This is a genomic window from Bacillus gaemokensis, assembly GCF_001590835.1.
Lineage (GTDB): Bacteria > Bacillota > Bacilli > Bacillales > Bacillaceae_G > Bacillus_A > Bacillus_A gaemokensis.
The window spans coordinates 31,240-55,509 of record NZ_LTAQ01000012.1 but is presented as its reverse complement, the minus strand read 5'-3'; the positions used below and the strand labels follow the sequence as shown (position 1 = coordinate 55,509).

Annotated in this window: 23 protein-coding genes; 5 read left to right on the top strand and 18 right to left on the bottom strand. The window is 34.5% G+C overall.

The features are described from left to right. Positions 1 to 81: 81 nt before the first annotated feature. Positions 82 to 1,098, bottom strand: coding sequence for a UDP-glucose 4-epimerase GalE (gene galE, locus AZF08_RS11520; RefSeq protein ID WP_033673501.1), 1,017 nt, complete (start codon positions 1,096 to 1,098; stop codon positions 82 to 84). A gap of 199 nt (positions 1,099 to 1,297) precedes the next feature. Continuing rightward, positions 1,298 to 1,945: a PAQR family membrane homeostasis protein TrhA gene (trhA, locus tag AZF08_RS11515; protein ID WP_033673503.1), complete on the bottom strand. Its 648-nt coding sequence runs from the start codon at positions 1,943 to 1,945 to the stop codon at positions 1,298 to 1,300. A 154-nt stretch (positions 1,946 to 2,099) separates the two neighbouring features. Here trhA and AZF08_RS11510 point away from each other — a divergent pair, with 154 nt between their 5' ends. Then, entirely contained in the window at positions 2,100 to 2,663 is a 564-nt protein-coding gene (locus AZF08_RS11510) for a DUF1836 domain-containing protein (RefSeq protein ID WP_033673505.1), read from the top strand. A gap of 36 nt (positions 2,664 to 2,699) precedes the next feature. On the opposite strand, the gene AZF08_RS11505 is transcribed toward AZF08_RS11510, so the two are convergent. After that, positions 2,700 to 3,404, bottom strand: coding sequence for a Crp/Fnr family transcriptional regulator (locus AZF08_RS11505; protein ID WP_033673507.1), 705 nt, complete (start codon positions 3,402 to 3,404; stop codon positions 2,700 to 2,702). Positions 3,405 to 3,510: 106 nt separating this feature from the next. Here AZF08_RS11505 and AZF08_RS11500 point away from each other — a divergent pair, with 106 nt between their 5' ends. Beyond that, positions 3,511 to 3,858, top strand: a complete 348-nt coding sequence (locus AZF08_RS11500; RefSeq protein WP_033673509.1) for a DoxX family protein — start codon at positions 3,511 to 3,513, stop codon at positions 3,856 to 3,858. 64 nt (positions 3,859 to 3,922) lie between these two features. Here the strand turns inward: AZF08_RS11500 and AZF08_RS11495 are convergent, their stop codons facing one another. From AZF08_RS11495 to AZF08_RS11470, 6 genes are all read right to left on the bottom strand, one after another. Further along, positions 3,923 to 4,537 (bottom strand): hypothetical protein, encoded by a 615-nt coding sequence (locus tag AZF08_RS11495; protein WP_033673511.1) that lies wholly within the window; start codon positions 4,535 to 4,537, stop codon positions 3,923 to 3,925. Then, complete coding sequence (locus AZF08_RS11490) at positions 4,518 to 5,078, bottom strand: sigma-70 family RNA polymerase sigma factor (RefSeq protein WP_033673512.1); 561 nt, start codon at positions 5,076 to 5,078, stop codon at positions 4,518 to 4,520. Before AZF08_RS11490 ends, AZF08_RS11495 begins: the two co-directional genes overlap by 20 nt. A gap of 110 nt (positions 5,079 to 5,188) precedes the next feature. Beyond that, the gene (locus tag AZF08_RS11485; RefSeq protein ID WP_033673514.1) at positions 5,189 to 6,634 is read right to left on the bottom strand and encodes a DEAD/DEAH box helicase; all 1,446 of its coding nucleotides are present in this window, start codon (positions 6,632 to 6,634) and stop codon (positions 5,189 to 5,191) included. Between the two features lie 157 nt (positions 6,635 to 6,791). Further along, on the bottom strand, positions 6,792 to 8,069 hold the full coding sequence (gene dctP / locus AZF08_RS11480) for a dicarboxylate/amino acid:cation symporter (protein WP_200875207.1): 1,278 nt from the start codon (positions 8,067 to 8,069) through the stop codon (positions 6,792 to 6,794). Between the two features lie 123 nt (positions 8,070 to 8,192). Continuing rightward, positions 8,193 to 8,891: a response regulator gene (locus tag AZF08_RS11475; protein WP_033673518.1), complete on the bottom strand. Its 699-nt coding sequence runs from the start codon at positions 8,889 to 8,891 to the stop codon at positions 8,193 to 8,195. After that, positions 8,881 to 10,488 carry an ATP-binding protein gene (locus AZF08_RS11470; RefSeq protein WP_033673588.1) on the bottom strand — a complete coding sequence of 536 codons (1,608 nt, stop codon included), beginning with the start codon at positions 10,486 to 10,488 and terminating at the stop codon, positions 8,881 to 8,883. Before AZF08_RS11470 ends, AZF08_RS11475 begins: the two co-directional genes overlap by 11 nt. Before the next feature lie 81 nt (positions 10,489 to 10,569). Between AZF08_RS11470 and AZF08_RS11465 the strand changes: the two genes are divergently transcribed. Beyond that, positions 10,570 to 11,643 carry a DctP family TRAP transporter solute-binding subunit gene (locus AZF08_RS11465; protein ID WP_033673520.1) on the top strand — a complete coding sequence of 358 codons (1,074 nt, stop codon included), beginning with the start codon at positions 10,570 to 10,572 and terminating at the stop codon, positions 11,641 to 11,643. A 298-nt stretch (positions 11,644 to 11,941) separates the two neighbouring features. Beyond that, the gene (gene guaC, locus AZF08_RS11460) at positions 11,942 to 12,925 is read left to right on the top strand and encodes a GMP reductase (RefSeq protein WP_033673522.1); all 984 of its coding nucleotides are present in this window, start codon (positions 11,942 to 11,944) and stop codon (positions 12,923 to 12,925) included. Positions 12,926 to 13,280: 355 nt separating this feature from the next. Here guaC and AZF08_RS11455 read toward each other — a convergent pair whose 3' ends face one another. Next, a complete protein-coding gene (locus AZF08_RS11455; RefSeq protein WP_235190023.1) occupies positions 13,281 to 13,937 on the bottom strand; it encodes a GNAT family N-acetyltransferase in 657 nt (218 codons plus the stop codon). Positions 13,938 to 14,153: 216 nt separating this feature from the next. On the opposite strand from AZF08_RS11455, the gene pepF reads away from it, so the two are divergent. Next, positions 14,154 to 15,968 (top strand): oligoendopeptidase F, encoded by a 1,815-nt coding sequence (pepF, locus tag AZF08_RS11450; RefSeq protein WP_033673525.1) that lies wholly within the window; start codon positions 14,154 to 14,156, stop codon positions 15,966 to 15,968. A gap of 199 nt (positions 15,969 to 16,167) precedes the next feature. On the opposite strand, the gene AZF08_RS11445 is transcribed toward pepF, so the two are convergent. The 8 genes from AZF08_RS11445 to walK form a co-directional block, all read right to left on the bottom strand. Further along, a complete protein-coding gene (locus tag AZF08_RS11445; RefSeq protein ID WP_033673527.1) occupies positions 16,168 to 17,046 on the bottom strand; it encodes a radical SAM/SPASM domain-containing protein in 879 nt (292 codons plus the stop codon). 402 nt (positions 17,047 to 17,448) lie between these two features. Next, entirely contained in the window at positions 17,449 to 17,928 is a 480-nt protein-coding gene (gene rlmH / locus AZF08_RS11435; RefSeq protein WP_063177285.1) for a 23S rRNA (pseudouridine(1915)-N(3))-methyltransferase RlmH, read from the bottom strand. 59 nt (positions 17,929 to 17,987) lie between these two features. Beyond that, positions 17,988 to 18,173 carry a CxxH/CxxC protein gene (locus AZF08_RS11430; RefSeq protein ID WP_033673590.1) on the bottom strand — a complete coding sequence of 62 codons (186 nt, stop codon included), beginning with the start codon at positions 18,171 to 18,173 and terminating at the stop codon, positions 17,988 to 17,990. Positions 18,174 to 18,227: 54 nt separating this feature from the next. Beyond that, the gene (locus AZF08_RS11425) at positions 18,228 to 19,424 is read right to left on the bottom strand and encodes a S1C family serine protease (RefSeq protein WP_033673530.1); all 1,197 of its coding nucleotides are present in this window, start codon (positions 19,422 to 19,424) and stop codon (positions 18,228 to 18,230) included. Positions 19,425 to 19,487: 63 nt separating this feature from the next. After that, on the bottom strand, positions 19,488 to 20,282 hold the full coding sequence (locus AZF08_RS11420; protein ID WP_033673531.1) for an MBL fold metallo-hydrolase: 795 nt from the start codon (positions 20,280 to 20,282) through the stop codon (positions 19,488 to 19,490). Positions 20,283 to 20,288: 6 nt separating this feature from the next. Next, positions 20,289 to 21,104, bottom strand: coding sequence for a two-component system regulatory protein YycI (locus AZF08_RS11415; protein WP_153019521.1), 816 nt, complete (start codon positions 21,102 to 21,104; stop codon positions 20,289 to 20,291). Next, positions 21,085 to 22,431, bottom strand: coding sequence for a YycH family regulatory protein (locus AZF08_RS11410; RefSeq protein WP_033673532.1), 1,347 nt, complete (start codon positions 22,429 to 22,431; stop codon positions 21,085 to 21,087). The genes AZF08_RS11415 and AZF08_RS11410 overlap by 20 nt, the downstream gene beginning before the upstream one ends. After that, a complete protein-coding gene (walK, locus tag AZF08_RS11405) occupies positions 22,428 to 24,269 on the bottom strand; it encodes a cell wall metabolism sensor histidine kinase WalK (protein WP_033673533.1) in 1,842 nt (613 codons plus the stop codon). Before walK ends, AZF08_RS11410 begins: the two co-directional genes overlap by 4 nt. Position 24,270 lies beyond the last annotated feature (1 nt).

The window sequence follows — 24,270 nt, the reverse complement described above, 5'->3', positions numbered from 1 at the left end:
CTTTACTCTTGATAAAAATTGGTAGATCAATAAAAACGACCTTTTTAGAAGAACTAAAAAGGTCGTTTTTTATACAATATATTATGCTTCTTGATAGCCGTTTTTATTATTCGACTGCCACTTCCACGAATCCGCACACATTTCTTCAAGTCCACGTTTTGCTTCCCAGTCTAACTCACGTTTCGCTTTAGATGCATCTGCAAAACATACAGCCACGTCTCCAGGACGACGCTCTGTCATTTTATAAGGAACAGCCTTTCCTGAAACCTTTTCGAAAGCTTCAACCATTTCTAATACACTATAACCAGTACCTGTACCAAGATTATATGCATCTACACCTGTTGTATCTAATACTTTTTCAAGAGCTTTCACATGCCCATTTGCAAGGTCAACAACGTGGATATAATCACGGACACCTGTACCATCTTTTGTTGAATAGTCGTTTCCAAATACACTTAATTCTTTTAACTTACCAACTGCCACTTGCGTCACATATGGCATTAAGTTATTTGGAATTCCGTTTGGATCTTCTCCAATTCGTCCACTTTCATGTGCACCAAATGGATTGAAATAGCGAAGTAACGCAATACTCCATTCAGAATCTGCTACCGCTACATCACGCATAATTTGTTCAATCATTAACTTTGTTTGACCATACGGATTTGTCGCACTTAAAGGAAACTCTTCTGTAATTGGTGATGTTTCAGGAATACCATATACTGTTGCAGATGAACTGAAAATCATTTTCTTCACATTATGTTTCTGCATCACATCACACAGCACTAATGTACTTGTAATGTTGTTATGGTAATAAGTAAGCGGAATTGCTACCGATTCCCCTACTGCTTTTAAACCAGCGAAATGAATTACCGCTTCAATTGTATTTTCTTCAAAAATCGTTTCCATTGCCTCACGATTTAAAAGGTCTTCTTTATAAAATTTGAATTGTTTTCCTGTTATTTCTTTTACTCGATTTAGCGATTCTACTGAGCTATTAGAAAGGTTATCCACTACTATAATTTCATAACCACCATTTAATAATTCTACGCATGTATGACTACCAATATATCCCGCGCCACCCGTTACAAGTATTGCCATAGTTATAGTCCTCCATATTTTATGTCATTCATTATAAACTTTTAAAATTATACCACATATTCCCTACTATATGTTTATTCAGAAAACACTACATCTTACATTTTATCCCATATATAAATATTAAAATAACACTTCTATCTAAACGATTAAAAGCTACATAGCTTCTGCCATGTAGCTTCATATATACAATTCATTTGTACTAAATCACATAACAATATACACATAAAAAGTGAGCCAGACTACCTAATAACACAAATATATGAAAGATCTCATGATGCCCCATATATTTAAATTCCAACCATTTTGGTTTCGCACCATAAATACATCCACCAATTGTATAAAAAACACCACCAAGTACTAAAAACGAAATACCTTCTATACTTAAACTTTCTGATAGTGGTGAAAAGAATAAAACAATTAACCATCCCATCATAAGATAAATTGCTGTTGATAACCATCTCGGACAGTTAAACCAAAACATTTTAAAAATAATACCGCATATAGCTGTTGCATAAACGAGCCCAAACAATAGCAAACCATTTGCTGCTTGTAATGTAATTAAGCAAAAGGGTGCATATGTGCCTGCAATTAAAATGAAAATCATTGAATGATCCAGTTTTCTAAAGAAATAAATAATACGCTCACTCGCTACAACACTGTGGTACACAGCCGAAGCCAAATAAAGAATCATCATCCCTACTCCAAATAGTATAACTGCTGAAATGGTAGCAACAGATGGCATTTTCACAGAAACTTTTACAAGCATGGCTAGAAGTGCAACAAATGATAAGATTGCACCTCCTAAATGGGTAAACGCATTAACTGGTTCTCTCACATAAGCATTCACATTAACAACTCCTTATATAATTACATGTAGTTTTGATAACTACATGTAATTATATACACACTTTAACTAAAGGTCAACATTTACAATTCACTTGTTTCGTAATACTATATTTAAAGATAAAATTCACATCATTCCTACAAAGGTGAGGGTTTATATGGAAAATATAAAAGAATTACTAGAAACATTACATTTAGAAAAAAACATTACACTAGAAGATATTCCTAATGTTGATTTATACGTAGATCAAGTTGTTCAGTTATTTGAAAATAACTACAGTGATACAACAAGAACAGAAGATGAAAAAGTATTAACAAAAACAATGATTAATAACTACGCAAAAGGAAAATTATTCATTCCTATAAAAAATAAGAAGTATTCAAAAGAACATATGATTTTAATCAGTTTAATTTATCAATTAAAAGGTGCTCTTTCCATTAATGATATAAAAAGCTCTTTAGCCGGGCTCAATGAGAAATTAGTCAATGAAGATTCTTTCGAACTAGATACTCTCTATAAAAGTTATCTTACCCTTACAGAAAAGAATATGGAGCATTTTAAGAAAGACGTAGATAATCGAGTGGATGAAGTAAAGTTAGCTGCTACTCCCGTTGAAGATAAAGATTTAGAAAAGTTTTTGTTACTCACCTCTTTTGTAACAATGAGCAATATGTATAGACGTTTAGCAGAAAAATTAGTCGACGATTTGAAAGAATCTTAAACATATAAGAAAGCCACCTAAAATAGGTGACTTTCTTTACTTTTCACAGTTATCTAATGCCATCATTAATTTCAATAAATGAATTTGCATCGGTTTACGCGGGGCCATTCTACGGATAATACCTTCCTTAGTTAAATCACTTAGTAAGCTTGTTACCGTTTCACGAATACTTCCCATCATATTTGCTAATTCTTGATGTGTAATAGAAATTTCAAGTGGTATCCAATCCCTAGTAGAATCTACTTCTATCCCAAATTTCTTCGACAACTTATATAACAAAAAGAGTAACCGTTTCCGCGCACTACCATACGCCATATGCTCTAACAATTCTTCCATTTCTTTCAAACGAATAGATATTATTTCTATAAACTTTAAAGCGATATCTGGTCTATCACGTATAATTTTTTCAAATTGGATTTTATCTATTTTACAAATAAGGGAATCTTCCCATGTTTCAGCGTATATACCTTCAGATCCCGTTGTAAATGTACCCACTGCCCCAAATACATGCCCTATACCTAATATATCGATTGTAAGCTCTTTTCCATCTTCAGATAATTTATATAAACGCACTTTACCTGATTTTATCAAATATAAAAATTTTTGTTCCATATGTGGGGATGTAATAATTGTTCCTCTTTTCATCACATCAATAGGCGTATCTGGCTCAATTTTCTTTAATTCTTCTAGTTCTAACTCATGAAACAACTGTATTCTCGATAAATATTTTATTTTATCCATGAAGTTTCCCCCTAATGTAGTCTAGACTACATATTTTCAGGATGAAGCATACTACACTCTTATGTAAGAAGCATTTATTCTATTATCTTATCAAGGAGGAAATCGTATGGATATTGTTATTATTCAAGTTGTTTTAGCATGTATGTTTTTATTATCATTCTCCCTAAAAGTTTCACGTGCAAAATCAATGGTTCATCATTGGAGTGAGTACCGTTATCCTAAATGGTTGATGAATGTTATTGCTTTATTAGAGTTAACTAGTGCTATTGGGGTAATTATAGGATTCTGGAATCCAAACTTCTTAAAATACTCTGCTATTCTTATTATTTTTCTTATGTTAGGGGCATTACATGCTCATTTCTTTCGTGCAAAGCATAAAACAGCTATGACACTTAATGCATTTACTATGCTTATTCTTTCTATTGTCGTTCTATTGTTTTCAAATAATATGTAAGTAAAATTCCAAAAATAAAAAAGAAAAAGTACATCTTACGCCCAGAGAATATACTTTTTCTTTTTTAATGAGTCCTTTTCGAATTAATTTCCCTATCAAAATAATTGGCTATAATATCTCTATCAGAATTATTAACAACCATATTAATCCTTCCTTGTAAATATCCATATAACAGCCAGTTGGAACACTCTCTTAACTGGTTATACTTATCCTTCTTCGCTTTAAAACAGAATACCGTATAACTCTTTCTTTTTTTGTAATAGTATTTAAAAATATCATCGTAATCAATAATATATTCTCTTTGAATTTGATAAAGCTCTCTTACTTCATAAATCATAATTTTATGTCTCGTTCCAAAAACAACAAATCGATTGCCTATATCCATAAGTACTAGCGGCATTGCTACATAATCTGCTGAACACATCATTGCTCCATAATAGTATCCACCTGTAGCATTTCCTTGAAACTGTAATTCAATAAATTCATTTTCTTCTAATTCATTATTCGCCTTTGCTTCTATCTCTTGAAAATTTTCTCTAGCAATTCGTTTTCTTATATCTTTTTTCTTATTTTCCAAACCCCCAACAAGACGCTCTCCTATTGCTTCGAATTGGGATATTTCCTGTTCATTCCACTGCTCAAAAACAATTTGATCTACACTATAGTTTGCACGATTCATAATACCCCTCCATTACCCTTTTTAATTTTTGCTTTCCCCTTGATAATCTTGTATAAACGGCACTTCTGCTCATATGTAACTTTTTTGAAATATCCTCTATACTTTCATCAGCAATATATCTTTGATAAAAGATACTACTGTCTACATCATCTAGTTGATGAATTGCTTGCAAAACAATTTCTTTTTCTTCTTCTTTCAGCAATACCTCTTCTACCTCTTCATCATCTTGTAGAATAAGTTGTTCTATTGTTTGTTCAATCTTTTTTCGCTTAAGCTTCCTTTTATAATCTAGCGCCTTAAACTTTGCAATAGAAATGATCCAGTTCTTAAGCTGTCCTTTTTCAATTCGAAAACTATCTATTTTATACCAAAGTATGAGAAGAACATCATTATAGCACTCTTCAATTTCTTCTCTTTCATGGTGTTCCCCTAATACACTTCCAATTACCCCATAAATCAACTTACTATATTGAAGAATCAATTGATCCAATGCTTCTGTATTCTGTTTTTTTATTTCATCTACTAACTCCATATCATTCATATCCGCTCCCCCTTCACTTATATATACGAATGTAATAAATATATCCTTACATGGTTTCCTTATTTTTCAAAAACAAAAAACTATCCACCCGTTAGAGTGGATAGTTTCTTTTACTTAATCGCCTCGTGAACTTTTAACTGCTTACCTTTTATCGTCGTATTTTTCATTACTTTTAAAACAAGTGGACCTTTTCCATTTAATATATCAACATAAGAAACATTATCTTGTATCGTAATAATTCCTATATCATCCGCTGTGACACCTGGGATTTTAGCAATTGTACCGACGAAATCTACCGCTCGAATTTTCTTTTTCTTCCCGCCATTAAAGTACAACTTCATGATTCCTTTATTTAATCCGGCGCTTTTATCTTTCTTTATGACTGGTTTAGCACTTATTTTCTCCTCAAATGCTATCTTTCCTTTTGCAACATCCTCTTTTGATGGAGCATCCATTTGTGGAATTTCAAAACCGATATATTCTTCAATTTCCGCCAAGAATCGCTCTTCATACGGCGTTACAAATGTAATTGCTTTCCCGCTATTACCAGCACGTCCCGTTCTTCCTGTCCGGTGTACATAACTTTCTTTTTCTAATGGAATATCGTAGTTAATAACGTGGGTGATATTCTCGATATCAATTCCTCGCGCCGCTACATCTGTTGCCACGAGATAACGGAATTCTCCCCTTTTAAAGTCATTCATGACTGCAAAACGATCTTCCTGCACCATACCGCCATGAATTTTATCACAAGGGTAATTAGAGCGATTTAGCTGTCTATATACATGATCTACATTTTCTTGCGTACGACAAAAAATGATACAACTATCTGGATTTTCAACCGCTGTTATATCTTTCAAAAGCGAAAATTTCTCTTCTTCTCTTACTTTCAAAAGAGCATGCTCAATTTTATCTGTCGTAATCCCAGACGCCTTAATTTCGATGTTCACTGGTGATTTCATATACGTACGCGATAACTTTTCAACGTCTTCTGGTAATGTTGCAGAGAATAACATTGTCATTCGATTCGTAGGTAGCTCATCAATAATTGCTTCTACTTGATCGATAAAGCCCATATTTAACATTTCATCTGCCTCATCAATCACTAAATACTTTAAGCGATCTAAAGAAAGGGTACCTTTTTCAATATGATCTAACACACGGCCCGGAGTTCCGACCACAATATGTGTCTTTTGCTTAAGCTCTAATTTTTGTCTTGCAAATGGGGATTTTCCGTAAACCGCAGTCGCTTTAATTCGTTTAAATCTTCCTATATTCGTAATATCTTCTTTCACCTGTACAGCAAGTTCCCGCGTTGGTGTAAGAATTAACGCTTGTGGCTTATTTTCTTCCCACTCAACCATTTCACAAAGCGGGATACCAAAGGACGCCGTCTTACCACTTCCTGTTTGTGATTTCACAACAAGATCTTTCTTTTCTAATGCCACTGGAATGACTTTCCCTTGCACTTCTGTTGGCTTTTCATATTGCAAACTAGTAAGTGCTCTTACAATTTCCTTACTTAATGTATAATCTTTAAAACTTCTTTTACTCATGTACTAACCTCATTTTTTTTATATTCTTTTATGTATTTTTCACCATTGCGTAAATATCATATACGTTATTTCATTATACTTGAACATACCTCTAAATCGGGATTAATATATATTTCAAAATAAAAAGCAGACTTATTATTAAGTCTGCTTCCCTAAACTATACAGCTTCCTTCGTCTCCCTCAATACTTTCATATCAGAAATAGCTTCTGCATGTTTTACTTCATCAAATTCATTTTCACTCTTTGCAACAATCATTGTAGCAATTCCATTTCCAATTAAGTTTACAATCGCTCTTCCCTCACTCATAAAGCGATCCACACCAAGAAGTAATGCTAACCCTTCTAAAGGAATAACCTTTAGTGCGGCTAACGTCGAGGCTAATACAATAAATCCACTTCCTGTTACACCAGCAGCGCCTTTAGATGTTAGCATGAGCACTAAAATAATTGTAACTTGCTGTCCGATCGTCAAGTCTACACCAAATACTTGTGCCAAAAAGACCACTGCCATCGATAAATAAATAGATGTACCATCTAAGTTAAAGGAATAGCCCGTCGGAATAACAAGACCAACAACAGATTTTGAGCAGCCGTATCGCTCCATCTTATTCATCATTCTTGGTAATACAGATTCCGAAGAACTCGTTCCCAAAACAATTAATATTTCATCTCGAATAAACTTTAAATAATTCCATAAACTAAATCCATATATCTTACAAATAATATTTAAAACGACAAATACAAATAAGAACATCGTAATATATACTGACATCATCAATTTTCCAAGTGGTACGAGTGAAGCTAGACCGAAATGACCAATTGTATAAGCCATTGCACCAAACGCGCCAAGTGGCGCTGCTTTCATTACATAGCCAATAATTTTAAAGAATACATGTGAAAGTTTATCTAAGAAATCAATTACTGTTTTTCCTTTTTCACCAAGAGCAGCTAGCCCAACCCCGAATAAAATTGAGAAGAATAATACTTGTAAAATGTCACCTTTGGCGAACGCATCAACCATATTAGAAGGAACAATATGAGTCACAAAATCAATCCAATTAATCCCTTGGCCCCCGCCTTGTGTGTATTTTGATACATCACCTTTTGCAAGTTCGTTAAAATTAAGACCTGAACCTGGCTTCATAACATTTACAACGATTAATCCAACAATAAGTGCAAATGTTGTTACAACCTCAAAATAAATAAAGGCTTTTCCTCCAACTTTACCAACCTTTTTCATATCTCCCATTTTGGCAATACCGAGTACAATTGTTAAAAAGATAATCGGTGCAATGACCATTTTTACAGCATTAATAAATGTGTCGCCTAATGGCTTCATCTCTTTTCCTACGCTTGGCCAAAGAAGCCCAACTAACACACCTAGTGCAATCGCGGTTAATACTTGAAAGGTTAAATTTTTGAACAGTCGTTTCACCTTCAACTTTTCTCCCCCTTTTGTATTGAAAACTTTCTCATCCCTATGTTTTACATAATGATAGCGTTTTCAATTTAAAGTGAGAAGTTTATGGTCATAACGAATGTTTTGGTCATTTTGGTCTCATTTTTTCACCTCACGAAATACATAACGATTAATTGGCCTTCCAACTCCGCCATATTGAACTGCTAGACGAATCAAACCGCTTTTTTCTAGATAATCCAAATAGCGTCTAGCAGTTACTCTAGCTATCCCAATTGCACTTGCAACTTCTTCTGCCGAACGCGGTTCATCTTGCGTTTTTACATAATCCTCAATTTCATTTAATGTAAATTCATTCAATCCTTTCGGTAAATTGCTTGCTGTTTTCTTAGGCCGCCCAGAATATAATAGTAAATCTAGCTGTTCTTGCGAAATTACCCCAGACTCCTTCAAACTCATTCTATACTGGCGATATTTTTCTAAAGCTTGCTGAATTCGGTGTAATTTAAAAGGCTTAATAATATAGTCCATGGCCCCATTTTGAAGCATTAGCTTAATTGTTTCTCTATCTTTTGCAGCAGATACAACAATGACATCCGGTTCTAATTCTTGCTTTCTAAATTCCTGTAATACCTTAATGCCATCCTTTTTCGGCATAAAAACGTCTAAAATTACAAGATCTGGATTCACTTCTTTTACAAGTTCAATCCCCTCTTCACCATTACTAGCAACAGCGATTACCTGAAATCCACTTACACTTCTTATAAACTCTTTATTTACTTCCTGGACCATTGGATCATCTTCAATTAATAACACTTTAATTTCCGCTTTACATGTCATACAATTCCACCCCTACCTCCATTGGAAAAGTAATGATAAAAGAAGTTCCCTCACTATGAAAAGATGAAATGCTAATTTCGCCTCTCCCCTTTTCAACAATTTGTTTTACTAGGAAAAGTCCATAACCTGTCCCACTAACTTTATTCACAGTAAATCCTTTCTCATACACTTTTGGTAAATACTCCTCTTTTATGCCGCATCCATTATCCTCAATCAATATTGCACATACATCTTCTAACTGTTCAATACTAATATCAATTCGTTTATTCTCAACCTCAATTTGTTCAAATGATCCAAAAGCATTTTCGATTAAATTACCTAATAAAACAACGAAATCATGTTGGTCTAATTGATATGGGAATTCTTCTAAATAACTATTTTGATCAATACTCACCTGAATTCCGAGTTCTTTCCCCCTGCTGACTTTACTTAATAAAAGACCTGCAACCGCATCATTTTTAATTGTCTCATTCAAAAAATTCGTTACACTCTCTTGTTCCTCCGAAGTATTATAAGCAAGTTGTAATGCCTTATCAGATTTTCCAAGTTGAATTAAACCTGCTATTGTATGAAGTTTATTCATATGCTCATGGCTTTGTACTCGAAGTGCTTCTACAAAGGTTTTCACTCCAGTTAATTCCTCTGCAAGTTTTGTAACTTCGGTCCGATCTTGAAAGATTGCTACGGCTCCAATTAATTCATTATCTTTTTTAATTGGTATACGATTGCTTAAAATAACCTTGCCACTTACTTTTATCTCTTCGTTGTATACTGGCTGATTCTTTTCCACGATTTCTGGAAGCCTTGTATCCTCTAATACTGTACGAATCGGCTTTCCTACAACCTCTTCATCTACACGAAAAACCTGTCTTGCTTTCTCATTGAAAATCGTAATAATTCCTTGATTGTCAATCGCAATCACTCCTTCGTTAATGGAATGAAAGGTTGCTGTTCTTTCTTCTAACATTCTTTTAATTTCATATGGCTCCAATTGAAACATCTGCTTTTTAATGTGATTAGCTAGCAGTAATGAGCCAATCAGTCCAAATATTAAAGTTAATATAACAATAAAGAAAATCTCTTCTGCTAGTCCAAACATAATCTCCCAAAAGTTCGGCATCTTATTTCCTACAACGACAACCCCAATTTGATTTAAGTCTTGGTCTTTAACAGGCATAAACGCACGAATTACAGCACCTATTTCTCCCTTTGCTTTTGAAAAATAAATATGCTCCGCAAATGCTGGTTCTTCATCTGTTCCCTTCGATGATTTTCCAATCATTTCTTTTACAGGATGAGAATATCGAATGTGTTCCATATTCATTACTACAATATAATCTGTTTCATTAATTACCCTAATATTTTCAACCACAGGATTTAATGTAAACCACCCGTGTTTTTCCTGAAGGGATTTCTTTACATCCGATAATTCAGCTACCGTCCGTGCTGTATTCATTGATCTAATTCGAAGCTCTTTCTCTTCTTTTTGTTGAATATTTGCGATAATTACTATTCCACCTATAAGTAATGAAAAGATAACTACTACATAGGACAAAATTGTAATTTTCCAGCGAATCGGCAATTGCTTCATTACCATCCCTCCTTTCATCTAAAAGCCTCTTTACGAATAAAAATCTTCTCGGTATGCTTACAATAAGAAATTAAGAGGAGGTTTAAGATGAAAAAAATAGCTATTACGGCTCTCTTTTTTATTGCCCTCATTGCTGGTTCTTTCTTTGTAGGATATAACAGCCTTTTTTCTCAAGGTAATCTTTCTTATGATGATGAACAAGAAGGTTTAAATAAACAAATTGTTTTCAAATTTAGCCATGTTGTCGCGGAAAATACTCCCAAAGGACTCGCCGCTAGTAAGTTTGCTGAACTCGTTAACGAAAAATCCAATGGTACTATAAAAATAGAAATTTTCCCTAATGGAAGTCTCTATTCTGATATAGAAGAAATACGCGCTTTAAAGGCTGGACAAGTTCATTTTATTGCCCCCTCTACATCGAAACTTGGCATACTATCTCAAGAATGGAGCGTCTTAGATTTACCATTTGCTTTTCCAAGCCATAAAGCTATTAAGGAAGGCTTAAACGGAAAAATTGGAGAACAATTACTCCACTCCTTACAAAAAGATGACATTAAAGGTCTCGCTCATTGGTCAAATGGATTTAAACAAATCACCTCAAATAAAGGACCTATTTATACACCGAAAGATATAAAAGGACAATCCTTTCGCATTATGCAAAGCGATGTGATTCAGTCTCAATTCAATTTATTAAAGGCTGATGCCCATCAAGATTCATTTAATTCAACATATAAATTAATTGAAAGTGGTAAAGTTGATGGGGAAGAAAATACTATTTCAAATATCTACTCTAAAAAATTCTATAACGTTCAGAAGTATTTGACAATTAGTAACCATGGATATTTAGGCTATGTTGTCATGATAGATCAAAAAACATGGAACCAACAAACCGAGAAAACGAAGCAAATATTACTTGAAGCAATGAAAGAAACTACCGATTGGAACAATCAACAAGCCATCCAAATGAATGAAAAACAACTTGAGCTTATAAAACAAAATTCATCCATTCAAATTCATAAACTAACTGATGCTGAAAAGAAAGAATGGGAAAAAGCACTAGCTCCCCTATATGAAGATCTTGCCCCTACGATTGGGGAGGGATTGGTAAATGATTTGAAGGAATTGAAAAAGAAATATCAGTCTCTTGAAGATAATAAATAACAAAGAAGAAGGGTATTAAAGATACCCTTCTTCTTTGTTATTGCAACATTATATACCGAAATATTATTTCGTTAATATTGATTAAACTTTTGCAATACATATTTTTAAAATACGAACATTTCCTCTATGTAACATAAACTTAATTCGTTATTACTTCTATAAAAATTAATTTTCACACCTATTTTTGATAAATATACACTAAAAACTTTGACTTGTTGATAAAAATGATGTACATTACCAATTGGACGAACAATTTTATTTATAATAATTAAATCATTCGTATTTAGGGGTGTAAATAATGGAAAACGTATTCGACTATGAAGATATTCAATTGATTCCGGCAAAATGTGTGGTAAATAGCCGTTCTGAATGTGATACAACTGTAAATTTAGGTAAACATAAATTTAAATTACCTGTGGTCCCTGCAAATATGCAAACAATTATAGATGAAAAAATCGCTACTTATTTAGCTGAAAATGGTTACTTCTATGTAATGCATCGTTTTGAACCAGAAAAGCGTATCTCATTTATTAAAGATATGCATTCACTTGGATTAATCGCATCTATTAGTGTTGGAGTCAAAGAGGAAGAATATGGATTTATACAACAATTAGCTGAAGAACAGCTTGTACCTGAATATATCACAATAGATATTGCACATGGTCATTCCAATGCCGTGATAAAAATGATTCAACATATTAAAGAATACTTACCCGAAAGTTTTGTTATTGCAGGAAATGTAGGAACTCCAGAAGCAGTAAGAGAATTAGAAAATGCTGGTGCCGATGCAACAAAAGTAGGAATCGGACCTGGTAAAGTATGTATCACTAAAATTAAAACAGGATTTGGAACTGGTGGTTGGCAATTAGCTGCACTTCGTTGGTGTGCAAAAGCTGCTAGCAAACCAATTATTGCTGATGGTGGCATTCGTACTCATGGTGATGTAGCTAAATCAATTCGATTTGGTGCAACTATGGTTATGATTGGTTCATTATTTGCTGGCCATGAAGAATCTCCAGGGGAAACAATTGAAAGAGACGGAAAGCTCTACAAAGAATACTTTGGTTCAGCTTCAGAATTCCAAAAAGGCGAAAAGAAAAACGTAGAAGGCAAAAAAATGTTCGTTGAGCACAAAGGCTCTTTAAAAGATACATTAATCGAAATGGAACAAGATCTTCAATCCTCTATTTCTTATGCTGGCGGAACGAAATTAGAATCAATTCGTACTGTAGATTATGTTGTTGTTAAAAATTCAATCTTTAATGGCGATAAAGTGTACTAAGGGTTATATACCATTTTAAATGTAATAAATATTAATTTATATATATAAGAAAAAATGAGCAAAGTACTTCATCTCGTACTTGCTCATTTTTTGTTTTGCAGAACCTATTTTCAACTTTATTTGTGATGCAGATCACCACAATATATTTAAACGATGTAAGTTTATTAATCGAACATCATCAATCTATAAATTCCCTATATACATATGTGACTTGAACAGTCTTAAATCCTAATAATTTGTATAAAGCCTCAGCCTTATGATTCCCTTCTATATAACAAAGTTGAATAGAAGTAGCTCCTTTACTTAACGCTTTATTGATACCGAACTGTGTAATCTTTTTTCCATATTCTTTTCCCTAATAAGACGGTGAAACCATAATATGATCTAAATATCCAGCTTCAACGGTAATCGCTCCAACTAACTGTTTATTATGTAATGTGATATATATTGGCTTACTAGATAACATTCTTTTATCTTTCTCACTTCGCTGAATAACAAATGGCTTAAAATCATTCTTTACAGCCATTTGATAGAAACATTCTGCTCTACACTTTACATATTGTTCATAAAACTTGTCTTCATAAGGAATGAAATCAATATCTACATCCTTTTGAACATCCCCTGTATACTCCATACTCGGCGATCCAAACCACTTTTTATATCCTAATCGCTCATAAAAAGAAGCTGGATTTTCCTTATCTACTCTCACCTCCGTAACTAAAACATGGGGATTTTCGAATTCTACAGACTTATAAATTTTTTGATGAAGTAAAGTACCTATGCCTTTTCTTCTCTCTTTAGGATCTACATAGACTTGTATGTTCCACTCTCTTTTATCTTCATTTCTTAAAATCATATACGCAAATCCTTTTACTCCCAGTTCATCCCATACTATAAAATCCCTTGCATCTCTAAAGTTATTTATCATATTATTTAAATAATAATCTATTACTTCCATGTTGCTAATTCTCAGAAGTTCTTCTAAATCTTCATCCCTACAGTCCCTTAGCATATAAAATTCTCCTTAAATTAAGTTATTTTCTTACATCCACATCCTTAAAATATTCTCTAAGATACTTTGTTTTCCTAAAGTAGATAAAGAAATTATATTGCTAGTATTTCACTTATATTTTCCAATTCAATTATCAAGCAGGTGAATCGTTTGAATGAACCGAATTTTTTAGTAGTATGTTTTCACATAACATGCATGATAAGGGGGAGATTAGGAATGGAAAATGTAATAGAAAAGCGTCTTACTCGCTCAAAAGTTCCGGTAGAATTAACGTGGGATCTCACTGATTTATATGCATCCGATCAAACTTGGGAGGATGCACTAAAAGTACTGGAAGAAGATATTAAGAAAATTGATACCTTTAAAACAACCTTACATACTGGGCCGAGAGCTTTATTAGATTGCCTAATCTTACAAGAACAGCTTTCGATGAAATTGATTAAACTCTGGTCATTTGCGAACTTAAGAGAATCTGCAGATCGAACAGACCCAGTTAATCAGGCAAATTCCTCAAAAATTTCTACCTTAGGTACGAAATTACATACAGCTTTATCTTTTATTTCAAATGAAGTTCTGCTACTTCCTGAAGGAACGATTGAAAAATACCTTCAGGAAGTAGCTGAACTTGAACCTTTCCGTAAATCACTACTAGAGATTCTTGAAACGAGAAAGCATAAGCTTACACCAGAAACAGAAGAAGCTCTCGCAGCACTTGGTGAAGTCCATGGAGCTCCTTATAAAATCTATGGTATGACTAAGTTAGCAGATATGGCGTTTTCTCCTATTCAAGATGAACAGGGCGCGGAATTACCGGTATCCTTTGCATTATTTGAAAGTCGCTACGAGTTTTCTCCTAGTGCAGATATTCGTAGAAAAGCGTATACATCTTTTATTTCAACGCTAAAACAATATAAAAACACCGTTGCTACTACCTACTCTACAGAGGTGACAAAGCAAGTAACACTCTCTCGTTTACGTAAGTATGATTCGGCTACTCATATGCTTTTGGATCCACAGAAAGTAACACTCGAAATGTATAACAATCAGCTAGACATCATTTATAAAGAATTAGCACCTCATATGCGCCGCTTTGCGGCGCTTAAAAAGAAAGTTTTAGGACTTGAACAAATGCTTTTTTGTGACTTGCATGCACCACTAGATCCAGATTTTAATCCAACAATAACTTACGAAGAAGCTGGTAAATTAATTCAAGAATCTTTAAAAGCATTGGGCCCTGAATACAGTGCAATCATAGAGAAAGGTTTTAAAGAAAGATGGGTAGACCTTGCAGATAATGTTGGAAAATCAACTGGTGCCTTCTGCTCTAGCCCATATGGATCACATCCTTACATCCTTATTACTTGGCAAGGTAATATGCGTGGATGTTTTACATTGGCACATGAATTCGGACATGCTGGACATTTTTATTTAGCTAATAAAAATCAACGTGTGATGAATGTTCGTCCATCCATGTATTTCATTGAAGCACCATCTACGATGAATGAACTGTTATTGGCTCAACATTTGCTCGCTACAAATGAAGATAAGAGAATGCGCCGATGGGTTATCTTGCAGCTACTAGGAACCTATTATCATAACTTTGTTACCCATTTACTCGAGGCCGAATATCAACGTAGAGTATACACCTTAGCTGAGAACGGAAAAGCCCTTACTGCAACAACCTTAACAGAAGTAAAAACAGAGGTTCTTTCTGAGTTCTGGGGAGATACAGTTGAAATCGATGAAGGGGCAGGTCTGACCTGGATGCGCCAACCCCATTATTATATGGGCCTATATTCATATACGTATTCTGCTGGCTTAACTGCATCGACTGCTGTAGCCCAATTGATTCAAGAAGAAGGTCAACCAGCTATTGATCGTTGGCTCGATGTGCTGCGTGCAGGTGGAACGATGGAACCACTTGAATTGCTGAAGCATGCTGGGGTTGATATGTCGAAGCCAGATTCAATTCGAAAAGCTGTTTCTTATGTCGGTTCATTAATTGATGAGTTAGAGCGTTCTTATCAGTGATGATAGAAAAAAAGACCTCTTGGGAATCTATTTTCCATTCCCAAGAGGTTTTCTTTCTTAATTAGAAAAATATAACAATATCATAACAGGACATTAAGCCTAGTGATCTTAACTATTGTTCTAATTTTTTATGATGTCAGCCGGGGTAATGGACCTAGATAAATCCGTCTAACTTACTCAATCCTGGCCATCTACCTATCTATTTTCCAAATCTTTTGCGATATCCACATTTTCTACATAGTTCTTCCACTGCCACTCTTTGTGAAAATCCATCTACAAGATTTTTCGCTCTATCACCTTCGATAATATCAGAAAATGAGGCATCATTAATATTTCCAAGGTTGATAATGCCTTCACCATCTAAACAACAAGGAATAACAGTTCCGTTTGCTAAAATACCTGCTTGATTTCGAAGACCATAACAGAAACCCTTCCCATCGTCCTCTTCTTCATGTAACGCAGGCCATTGAAACTCATAATCTTGATTGATGAAGATGCGGTCCGCAATTTTCACACCGCTTCCTGGTGTGACCTTCTCTTCAATTTTGTAATTTAAATCAAATTCTTTCTCAATGATTTCTAGTAATTCTCTGTTTCGTTGTCTTTCAAGATTCGTCGTATTGTCTCGTGTGAGATTCCATAATCTGAGCGAAACAATCATTTCCGATTGACTCGTTGCTTCTTTAATAAAAGAAAGTATACTCCTCACATATCCTTCCTTATCTTTCGAGCCGATATGGCCATCAAAGCTATGGAGTGAAAAATTCATCTGCCTTATTGCAGGTTTATTTAATAGTTTGTGCTTCCTTTTATTAATTAATGTTCCATTGGTTGTAATATTAACTTTAAACCCTTTTTCATGACTTAAATCTAACAATCGGTCTATTTTAGGATGGAGCAGCGGCTCACCTTTTACATGTAAATAAATGTAGTCTGTGTGAGGTTTAATTTGGTCTAATCTTTTAGAAAAATCCTCCACAGAAATGAATTGCTTCTGCCTTTCTGTTGGCGGACAAAAGCTACAAGCAAGATTACATACACTTGTAATCTCTAAGTAAAACTTCTTAAACTTCTTCACCTTCAATTCCTCACTTCTTTGACTACTTATAATAAGATAAAATATTGTTCTATCAATATTACAGCATAAATTTTTATAAATGAAAACATGCTTATTTAAGGAAATTCATATTACCATTTTCCCTATTTGGACGCATACAATTGTATTTTGCACATTACTTATCCTGTTACAATCTAAACAGCGATTCCTCCACTTATTATGACCTATTATAATTTCAACAATATTTAGAAGACCATCGGGAAACTTTCTCCAATGGTCTTTTGATGTTAGTGAACTAGTAGGTTGTCGAAATTGTAACCAAAAATGTTCTACCATATATTGAATTATCCTAGTTATTACGATAAATCTAAAGTGTGTTCCATTTTATAAGGTCTTAGGAGACACCTTTACTTAAAAAAACATTTATTTATGATACGGTTCTCCACGATTAATCCGAAATGCTCGGTACACTTGCTCTAAAAGTACCAATCTCATCAACTGATGTGGCAATGTCATTTTTGAAAACGAAAGTGATTCATTCGAACGCTTCATCACTTCTGAGCTAAGTCCAAGTGACCCTCCGATTACAAATGCTACTTTACTTTTCCCATATGTAGCAAGACGATCAAGACTCTCCGCAAACTCTTCTGACGATTTTTGTTTACCTTCAATGGCTAAAGCAATGACATGCGTATCATCTGAAATTTTATCTAGTATACGTATACCTTCTTTTTCTTTTACAATTAACATTTCTGCTTCGCTTAAGTTTTCTGGTGCTTTTTCATCTGGCAATTCAATAACTTCCACTTTTGCATAAGATGATAATCGTTTTAAGTATTCTGCAATACCTTGTTTTAAATATTTTTCCTTTAATTTTCCGATCGAAACAATTGAGATATTCACATTTACTCCCCACCTTACAAACAACTTATCCACATAACTTATCCACATATCCACACGCATTACCCACATATTGTGTGAGAATCTGTGTTCGATACAACATATGTCGCCTTATTTTGACAAAATTCACATGTTTTTTGTTCTTTTTCAGAGTTATCCACACTGTTGATAACTGGCGCCACTTCACACTCATCCACAATAATATCTAGCGCTAATTCTACATGTTCTAGGCAACAAGGTAAATTCATATTTCTCACCTCACTTTTCCACAATAGAAAACAGGAGGGCAACCCTCCTGTTTTTTAATACTTTTGACTGCCTAATTTCACTGTCGTTGTTACCCGTTTTGTACCACGATACAATGTAAGTGTCATTTTATCACCGATTTTTTTATTATATAAAACGGTCCTAAATCCAATAATATCATGTACTGGCTTCCCATCAATTGCTACGATTACATCATGTTCTCGTAATCCCGCATCTGCACCAGGAGATGGACTTTTAGCATCTAAAATGCACACGCCGTCTGTTACACTGCTTGGCAAATGCAACGTTTTAGACCAGTAATAATTCGGAATTTCATTTAAAGATCTAAGCTCAATTCCAACATAAGGTCGTCTTACCTTCCCGTACTTTTCAAGTTCACTCATCACAGGAACTGCTCTCGTAACAGGAATAGCTAATCCAATTCCTTCTACCTCTTTTGCTGCAATTTTCATTGAGTTAATTCCAATTAATTGCCCCGCCACATTTACGAGCGCACCACCACTATTACCTGGATTAATGGCAGCATCTGTTTGTAAGACTTCTACTTGCCAATCGTAATGTCCATCTTGGTCTAAATCTACAGGAACAATTCGCTCATTAGCAGAAATAATCCCCTGTGTTACTGTACCTGAGAATTGTAATCCAAGTGGATTTCCGATTGCAATCACCGCTTCACCACGACGAACTGTATTAGAATTACCAATTTCAATCACTTTTTTTACAGGACCTGCATCAATTTCTAAAACAGCTAAGTCTGTAACTACATCACTACCTAGTACTTTACCAGGGATTTTTTTGCCATCACTTAAGCTCACCTCAATACGATTTGCTCCCGCAACAACATGGTGGTTCGTTACAACATAAGCATGACCATTTGTTTTCTTATAGATTACACCTGACCCTGTCCCAGCTTCTGAATCGGCTTCTGAAAAATTATCACGTTGAATATTAATCACACCAACAACCGCTTCTGATGCACGATCAACAGCATCTACAAAGCCAGAATGGTTCGCTTGTACTGAACCTTTTTGCGATTGCGTTACTGATAGATTCTCTTCGCTTGCTTCAGCTTGCTGCAAATTACCTGAGTTATAATCAAAAAATAACGGGGCTCCAAAGGCAAATAATGAAGCCCCCACAATTGTTCCTGTTATGCTAGAAATAATGATACCTTTACGCTTCCTTTTATCTGTCCGTTTCATACGAAATTCTTCTTCATCAATAAAGGACATACTTGTTCACCTATCTTCCTGAAAACAACTATATTTACCTTTATTGTTTACTAAAATCAAGAATTATACGTATTGAATTTTCGTCGGATTCTTTGGGTCAGTATCATGTATTTCAAATTCATTCCCAACTGCAAAACCTTTTTCTTCTAGTACCTGCGTCACTGACATACGTGCTAATTCTTTCATGTTATTATCTAAACTTAAATGCGCTAAATAAATATGTTTCGTCTCGTCCGTGATAACATCTGTCATTGCAAGGGCAGCATCTTCATTACAAACGTGACCTACATCACTTAAGATACGTCGTTTTATACTCCATGGGTATCGTCCCATACGAAGCATTTCAACGTCATGATTGCTTTCAAATACAAATGCGTTCGCTCCCTTAATAATACCTTTCATACGATCACTTACATAACCTGTATCGGTAATAAGGGCTAGTTTCCTACCATTATGATGGAATGCATAAAACATTGGTTCTGCTGCATCATGAGATACCCCAAATGACTCTACTTCAATATCTCCAAACGTTTTCACATCTCCAATTGAGAAGATAAACTTTTGGTCAGTTGGAATGTTACCAATTAAATGTTCCATAGCATTCCACGTTTTTTCATTTGCATATACAGGTAGCTGATACTTACGTGCTAAAACACCGAGACCTTTAATATGATCACTATGCTCGTGCGTAACGAGAATACCCGATATGTCTTGAATATTTAATTCGGCTTGCTGGAATAAAGCTTCTGTCGCCTTTCCACTCAAACCTGCGTCAACGAGCAACTTTTGTTTCTCAGTCCCTACATATAGCGCATTTCCTGTACTACCACTTGCAAGTACACTAAAATGCAAACTCATTTTTGCTCACTCCATTATTTTCTCGTTTTCCTTTTCTTTTCCTAATTTAATAACTTGTCCCTCAATGGCGTTCACAAAATAATCCACTTTTCGATCTGTTTTTAAATTCCATGTTGGAGCAAGTACTTGTATATTAGAAATAGAAGATGCAACAAGCGTTGCATATCCAATCTGCGCCTCTTTAAAATGTGTATTTTGCTTTAATTGATTCTTAAAATATAAATTCTCCAAAGCTGTTTGAGCTGTAATAATCTCTTGCTCTTTTGCTTTTTCACTCTCGCCCATCTCTTTCAAATCAGTTAACATTGTTTGTGTATATGAAACCAAGTCACCTTTTTCATTTAACTCCACGACGACCATCCCGTGGTCATTGTAAAAGATGGGTTTATCTTTATATTTTTGAAAGAAATAGATTTTAGATCCTTCTATTTTACCAAACTCATATTTTTGACCATCTAACACATAGCTTTTCAAAAATTCATTATATTTATCTTTAGACAGTGTTTTAGTATTTAACAACGGTTCCTTCAATATACTTCCAATTGTGTTTATATCTTGTAAAGTAACCGTTTGGTTTTTTAAAGAGCGAATATCCTCCTCTTTAAATTCCTTATTTTTCGCTGTAATAAACGAATCCTTCTTCGGTTCTTTTGGCAAATCAACAGTGGTAATTTTATCGTCTTTTAACTGCTGTTCGACTTTTGTTTCTGTCATAAGTTCTAATTGGTCACTATCTTGTTTTTGAATGAATTGAAAAACAAGGAAGAGGTCTAAGATAAAGAAGGTAACAATAAATATTGTTTTAATCCGATTCCAGTCCACTTAGATCTCCCTCCTTCTCTTCACTCCACTCATATGTTTGACTATCCTCACCATAGGTTACATACCAAATGGGTTTTAAAATCCCATTTTTAACTTGTCCATTTGGTCCATTCGGCCCATTTTCTGTTACTAATTTATAACCGATTCCTATATCTTGAATTAACTTTTTATCTATTTTCGAATTTTTTTCTAGGGATTGAATAACTGTCTGGCCATTTGGAAGCACCGTCTTTGTATCTCCAGCTTTATCAATTACCAAATTAAACAATGGTCGTTTATAGCTAATTAACTCTTCTGCTCCCCATACTTGTGTTAATTCAGTCATTCCTTCTCGGTTAAATACAGGTAAATCTTCTTCATACAAACGGAATTTTGTTTTTCCCTTAGAGTTTATATAGTCAAATCTGTATCCATTAGTTAAACCACTATGACTATTAGCAAATTCAAAACTTTTTTGCATAAGAAGCGTGCCGTACATACGTGCACCATTAGCTACCGATGAATTTGTATATTTCAGCATTCGATGCGGCTCACTTATTTGCATAAGACGAATACCATCTGTATACGTTTCTTCTAATTCAGTAGAGATAGGAGTTAAATAACGTGGATCACTAAATAGTGCATTTTTGAATGAATCCACTCCCATCTCTGTCGTAATATACAACAAATCTCTCATTTCTGTTGTGTCATCTGGTAAGAAGATTTTTTTCGTATCGTTTATTTGATAATCAAAATACGGTCTTGCTAATGAAATAAATTGGTTTTGTACATTTACAATATCTCTTAGATTCAAGCCTGTTAATGTCATTTTATATATTTTACGATTACTATACGAGACAAAATTCACATCAATATTTTGATCGCGACTTCTCGATGTATCAATAATAATACGATCAAAACTGAACATATCCAATTTTTTATCCTTAATTGTTAAAATACCTCTAAGCGCATCAAACGGAATATCTGTCGGGAAGATAATTTCAATTTTTCCTTCCTCATGCACATAAGAGAGAAATTCACTTTTAGGGATCGAACTAGAGATTTCCTTAAAATCGTGTAATTGCCCTCTCTCCATAACTTCAAATAACAAGTTTATATTCTCTTTCTTTTCACTTACGAAATGCTTCTTATCTTTATGAACAACCATAGAAGATGGGACGATTACATTAGAAACATCTTGCTTTTGTGCGGCTGCATTACCTTGAACAAACTTTGTACTTTGCATCGAATGAGAATCAGGTACATACGTCCATAAATTAAAGGTAAGAAACAAACTAATGACAACTAAATTAATTAGAACAATGGTTTTAAAGTTTTCCATATTCATTCCCAATCGTCCTCTTCTTCCTTCACCATTGGAAGGGTGAAATAAATAGTTGTCCCTTTTCCTTCCTCACTTTTCGCCCAAATAGATCCACCATGTGCCTCAATCATTTCTTTAGCGATAGCTAAACCTAGACCTGTTCCACCCATCTGTCTTGAACGCGCTTTATCCACACGATAAAAACGCTCAAAAACCTTATCTACATTTTCTTTTGGAATTCCCATACCTTGGTCACTCACACTAATTTCTAGCATATCCTCTCGATCACGCAAACGATATGTTACCGTTCCACCTTCAGGAGAATACTTTAACGCATTTGAAATAATGTTATATAGAACCTGTGTAATTTTATCCGCATCCATATCAATGAATCGGGACTTTTTAGAGAATGAGCGTTTAAAAACGACATTTTGTTCCTTCGACATTTCAAAACGATCAATAACATTATTAAAGAAGTCTGTGAAATCAACCCATTCTTTCATTAAACGATGTTCTGTACTATCTAATTTAGACAACTGTAACAGTGCATTTACAAGTCGAATCATTCTTTCCGTTTCTTCTTGTGTAACCGTTAAAAATTGCGGTGCAATATTCGGATCTTGCCATGCACCTTCACTCAGCGCTTCTAAGTAACTGCGCATCGTTGTTAGAGGCGTTCGTAGCTCATGTGATACATTTGCGACAAACTCCCGTCGCTCACGGTCAATACGCTCTTGCTCAGTCACATCATACAATACAGCGATTAAACCATTTGCTTTCCCCGTATCTTTTTGGATAACAGAAAAACTAGCACGCAATATATATGGTTCATTTCGCGTACTGAAATCTAATAATACGGAATCGGGTTCTTCATATAAATGATCGAGTGTAAACTCTTCTTGAATACCTAATACTTCTAACACAGACTGATCAAGTGCTGTTTCACGCGAAACATTTAACATTTTTTCAGCAGGATCATTTAATAAAATGATATCCCCTTTTCGATCTGTAGCAATTACACCATCTGTCATATGCGATAAAACAGATGACAGCTTACGTCTTTCACTCTCCGTAGAAGAGCGTGCTTGTTGCAATTTTTTTGATAAGTTATTAAAAGATAGCGCCAATTGCCCAATTTCATCATGGCTATGCACTTTTACTTTACGCGAGTAATTTCCTTTCGCCATCTCAATTGCTTGTCTTCGCATATCTGAAATTGGTCTAGTAATTGTTTGAGCTAATAAAATCCCTAGAACTGCTGTTACTAATAAGGCAATCACTGTTCCAGTCGCAAAAATCTGATTGATATCCTTCATCTGTTTATAAACATCTTCCATAGAAGCAACAATATAAATGACACCAATTATTTTTCCCTTATCTCCTTCAATCGGAGTTGCCATAACTTGAACGCGGTGGCCAGTATTTCTATCTTTCTCAATCTTTCCTTCCGCCTTCTTTTGCACAATAGCCCGTTGAACAGATATATCTGTTGATGTCCTACCTACCCTACTTTGTTTAGAAGGCGAGGGATTAGATATCGCTAATAGACGTCTATTCGGATCAATAACGCTCACTTCTTGAATGTCCTTTTTTCTGTCTGATGCAAAATCAGTAATTGACGTTTTAAGAGCTTCTTCTAAAATCGGATCCGTTTTTTCACGCTCTTTTGTAAACTCCTGCTTTAAGTTATACGAAAGTAAATTGGTTTGCTGCGTTAAAGAGTCTTTAAAACTTTGTACGAGACTTTTCTCCAGCTCTCGAACAAAATATACACCAATAACCTGCATTGCTATTAAAATTAATAGCATATATATAAGTACAAACTTTAAATGAATTGATTGAAAGAAGCCAACTTTCTTCATA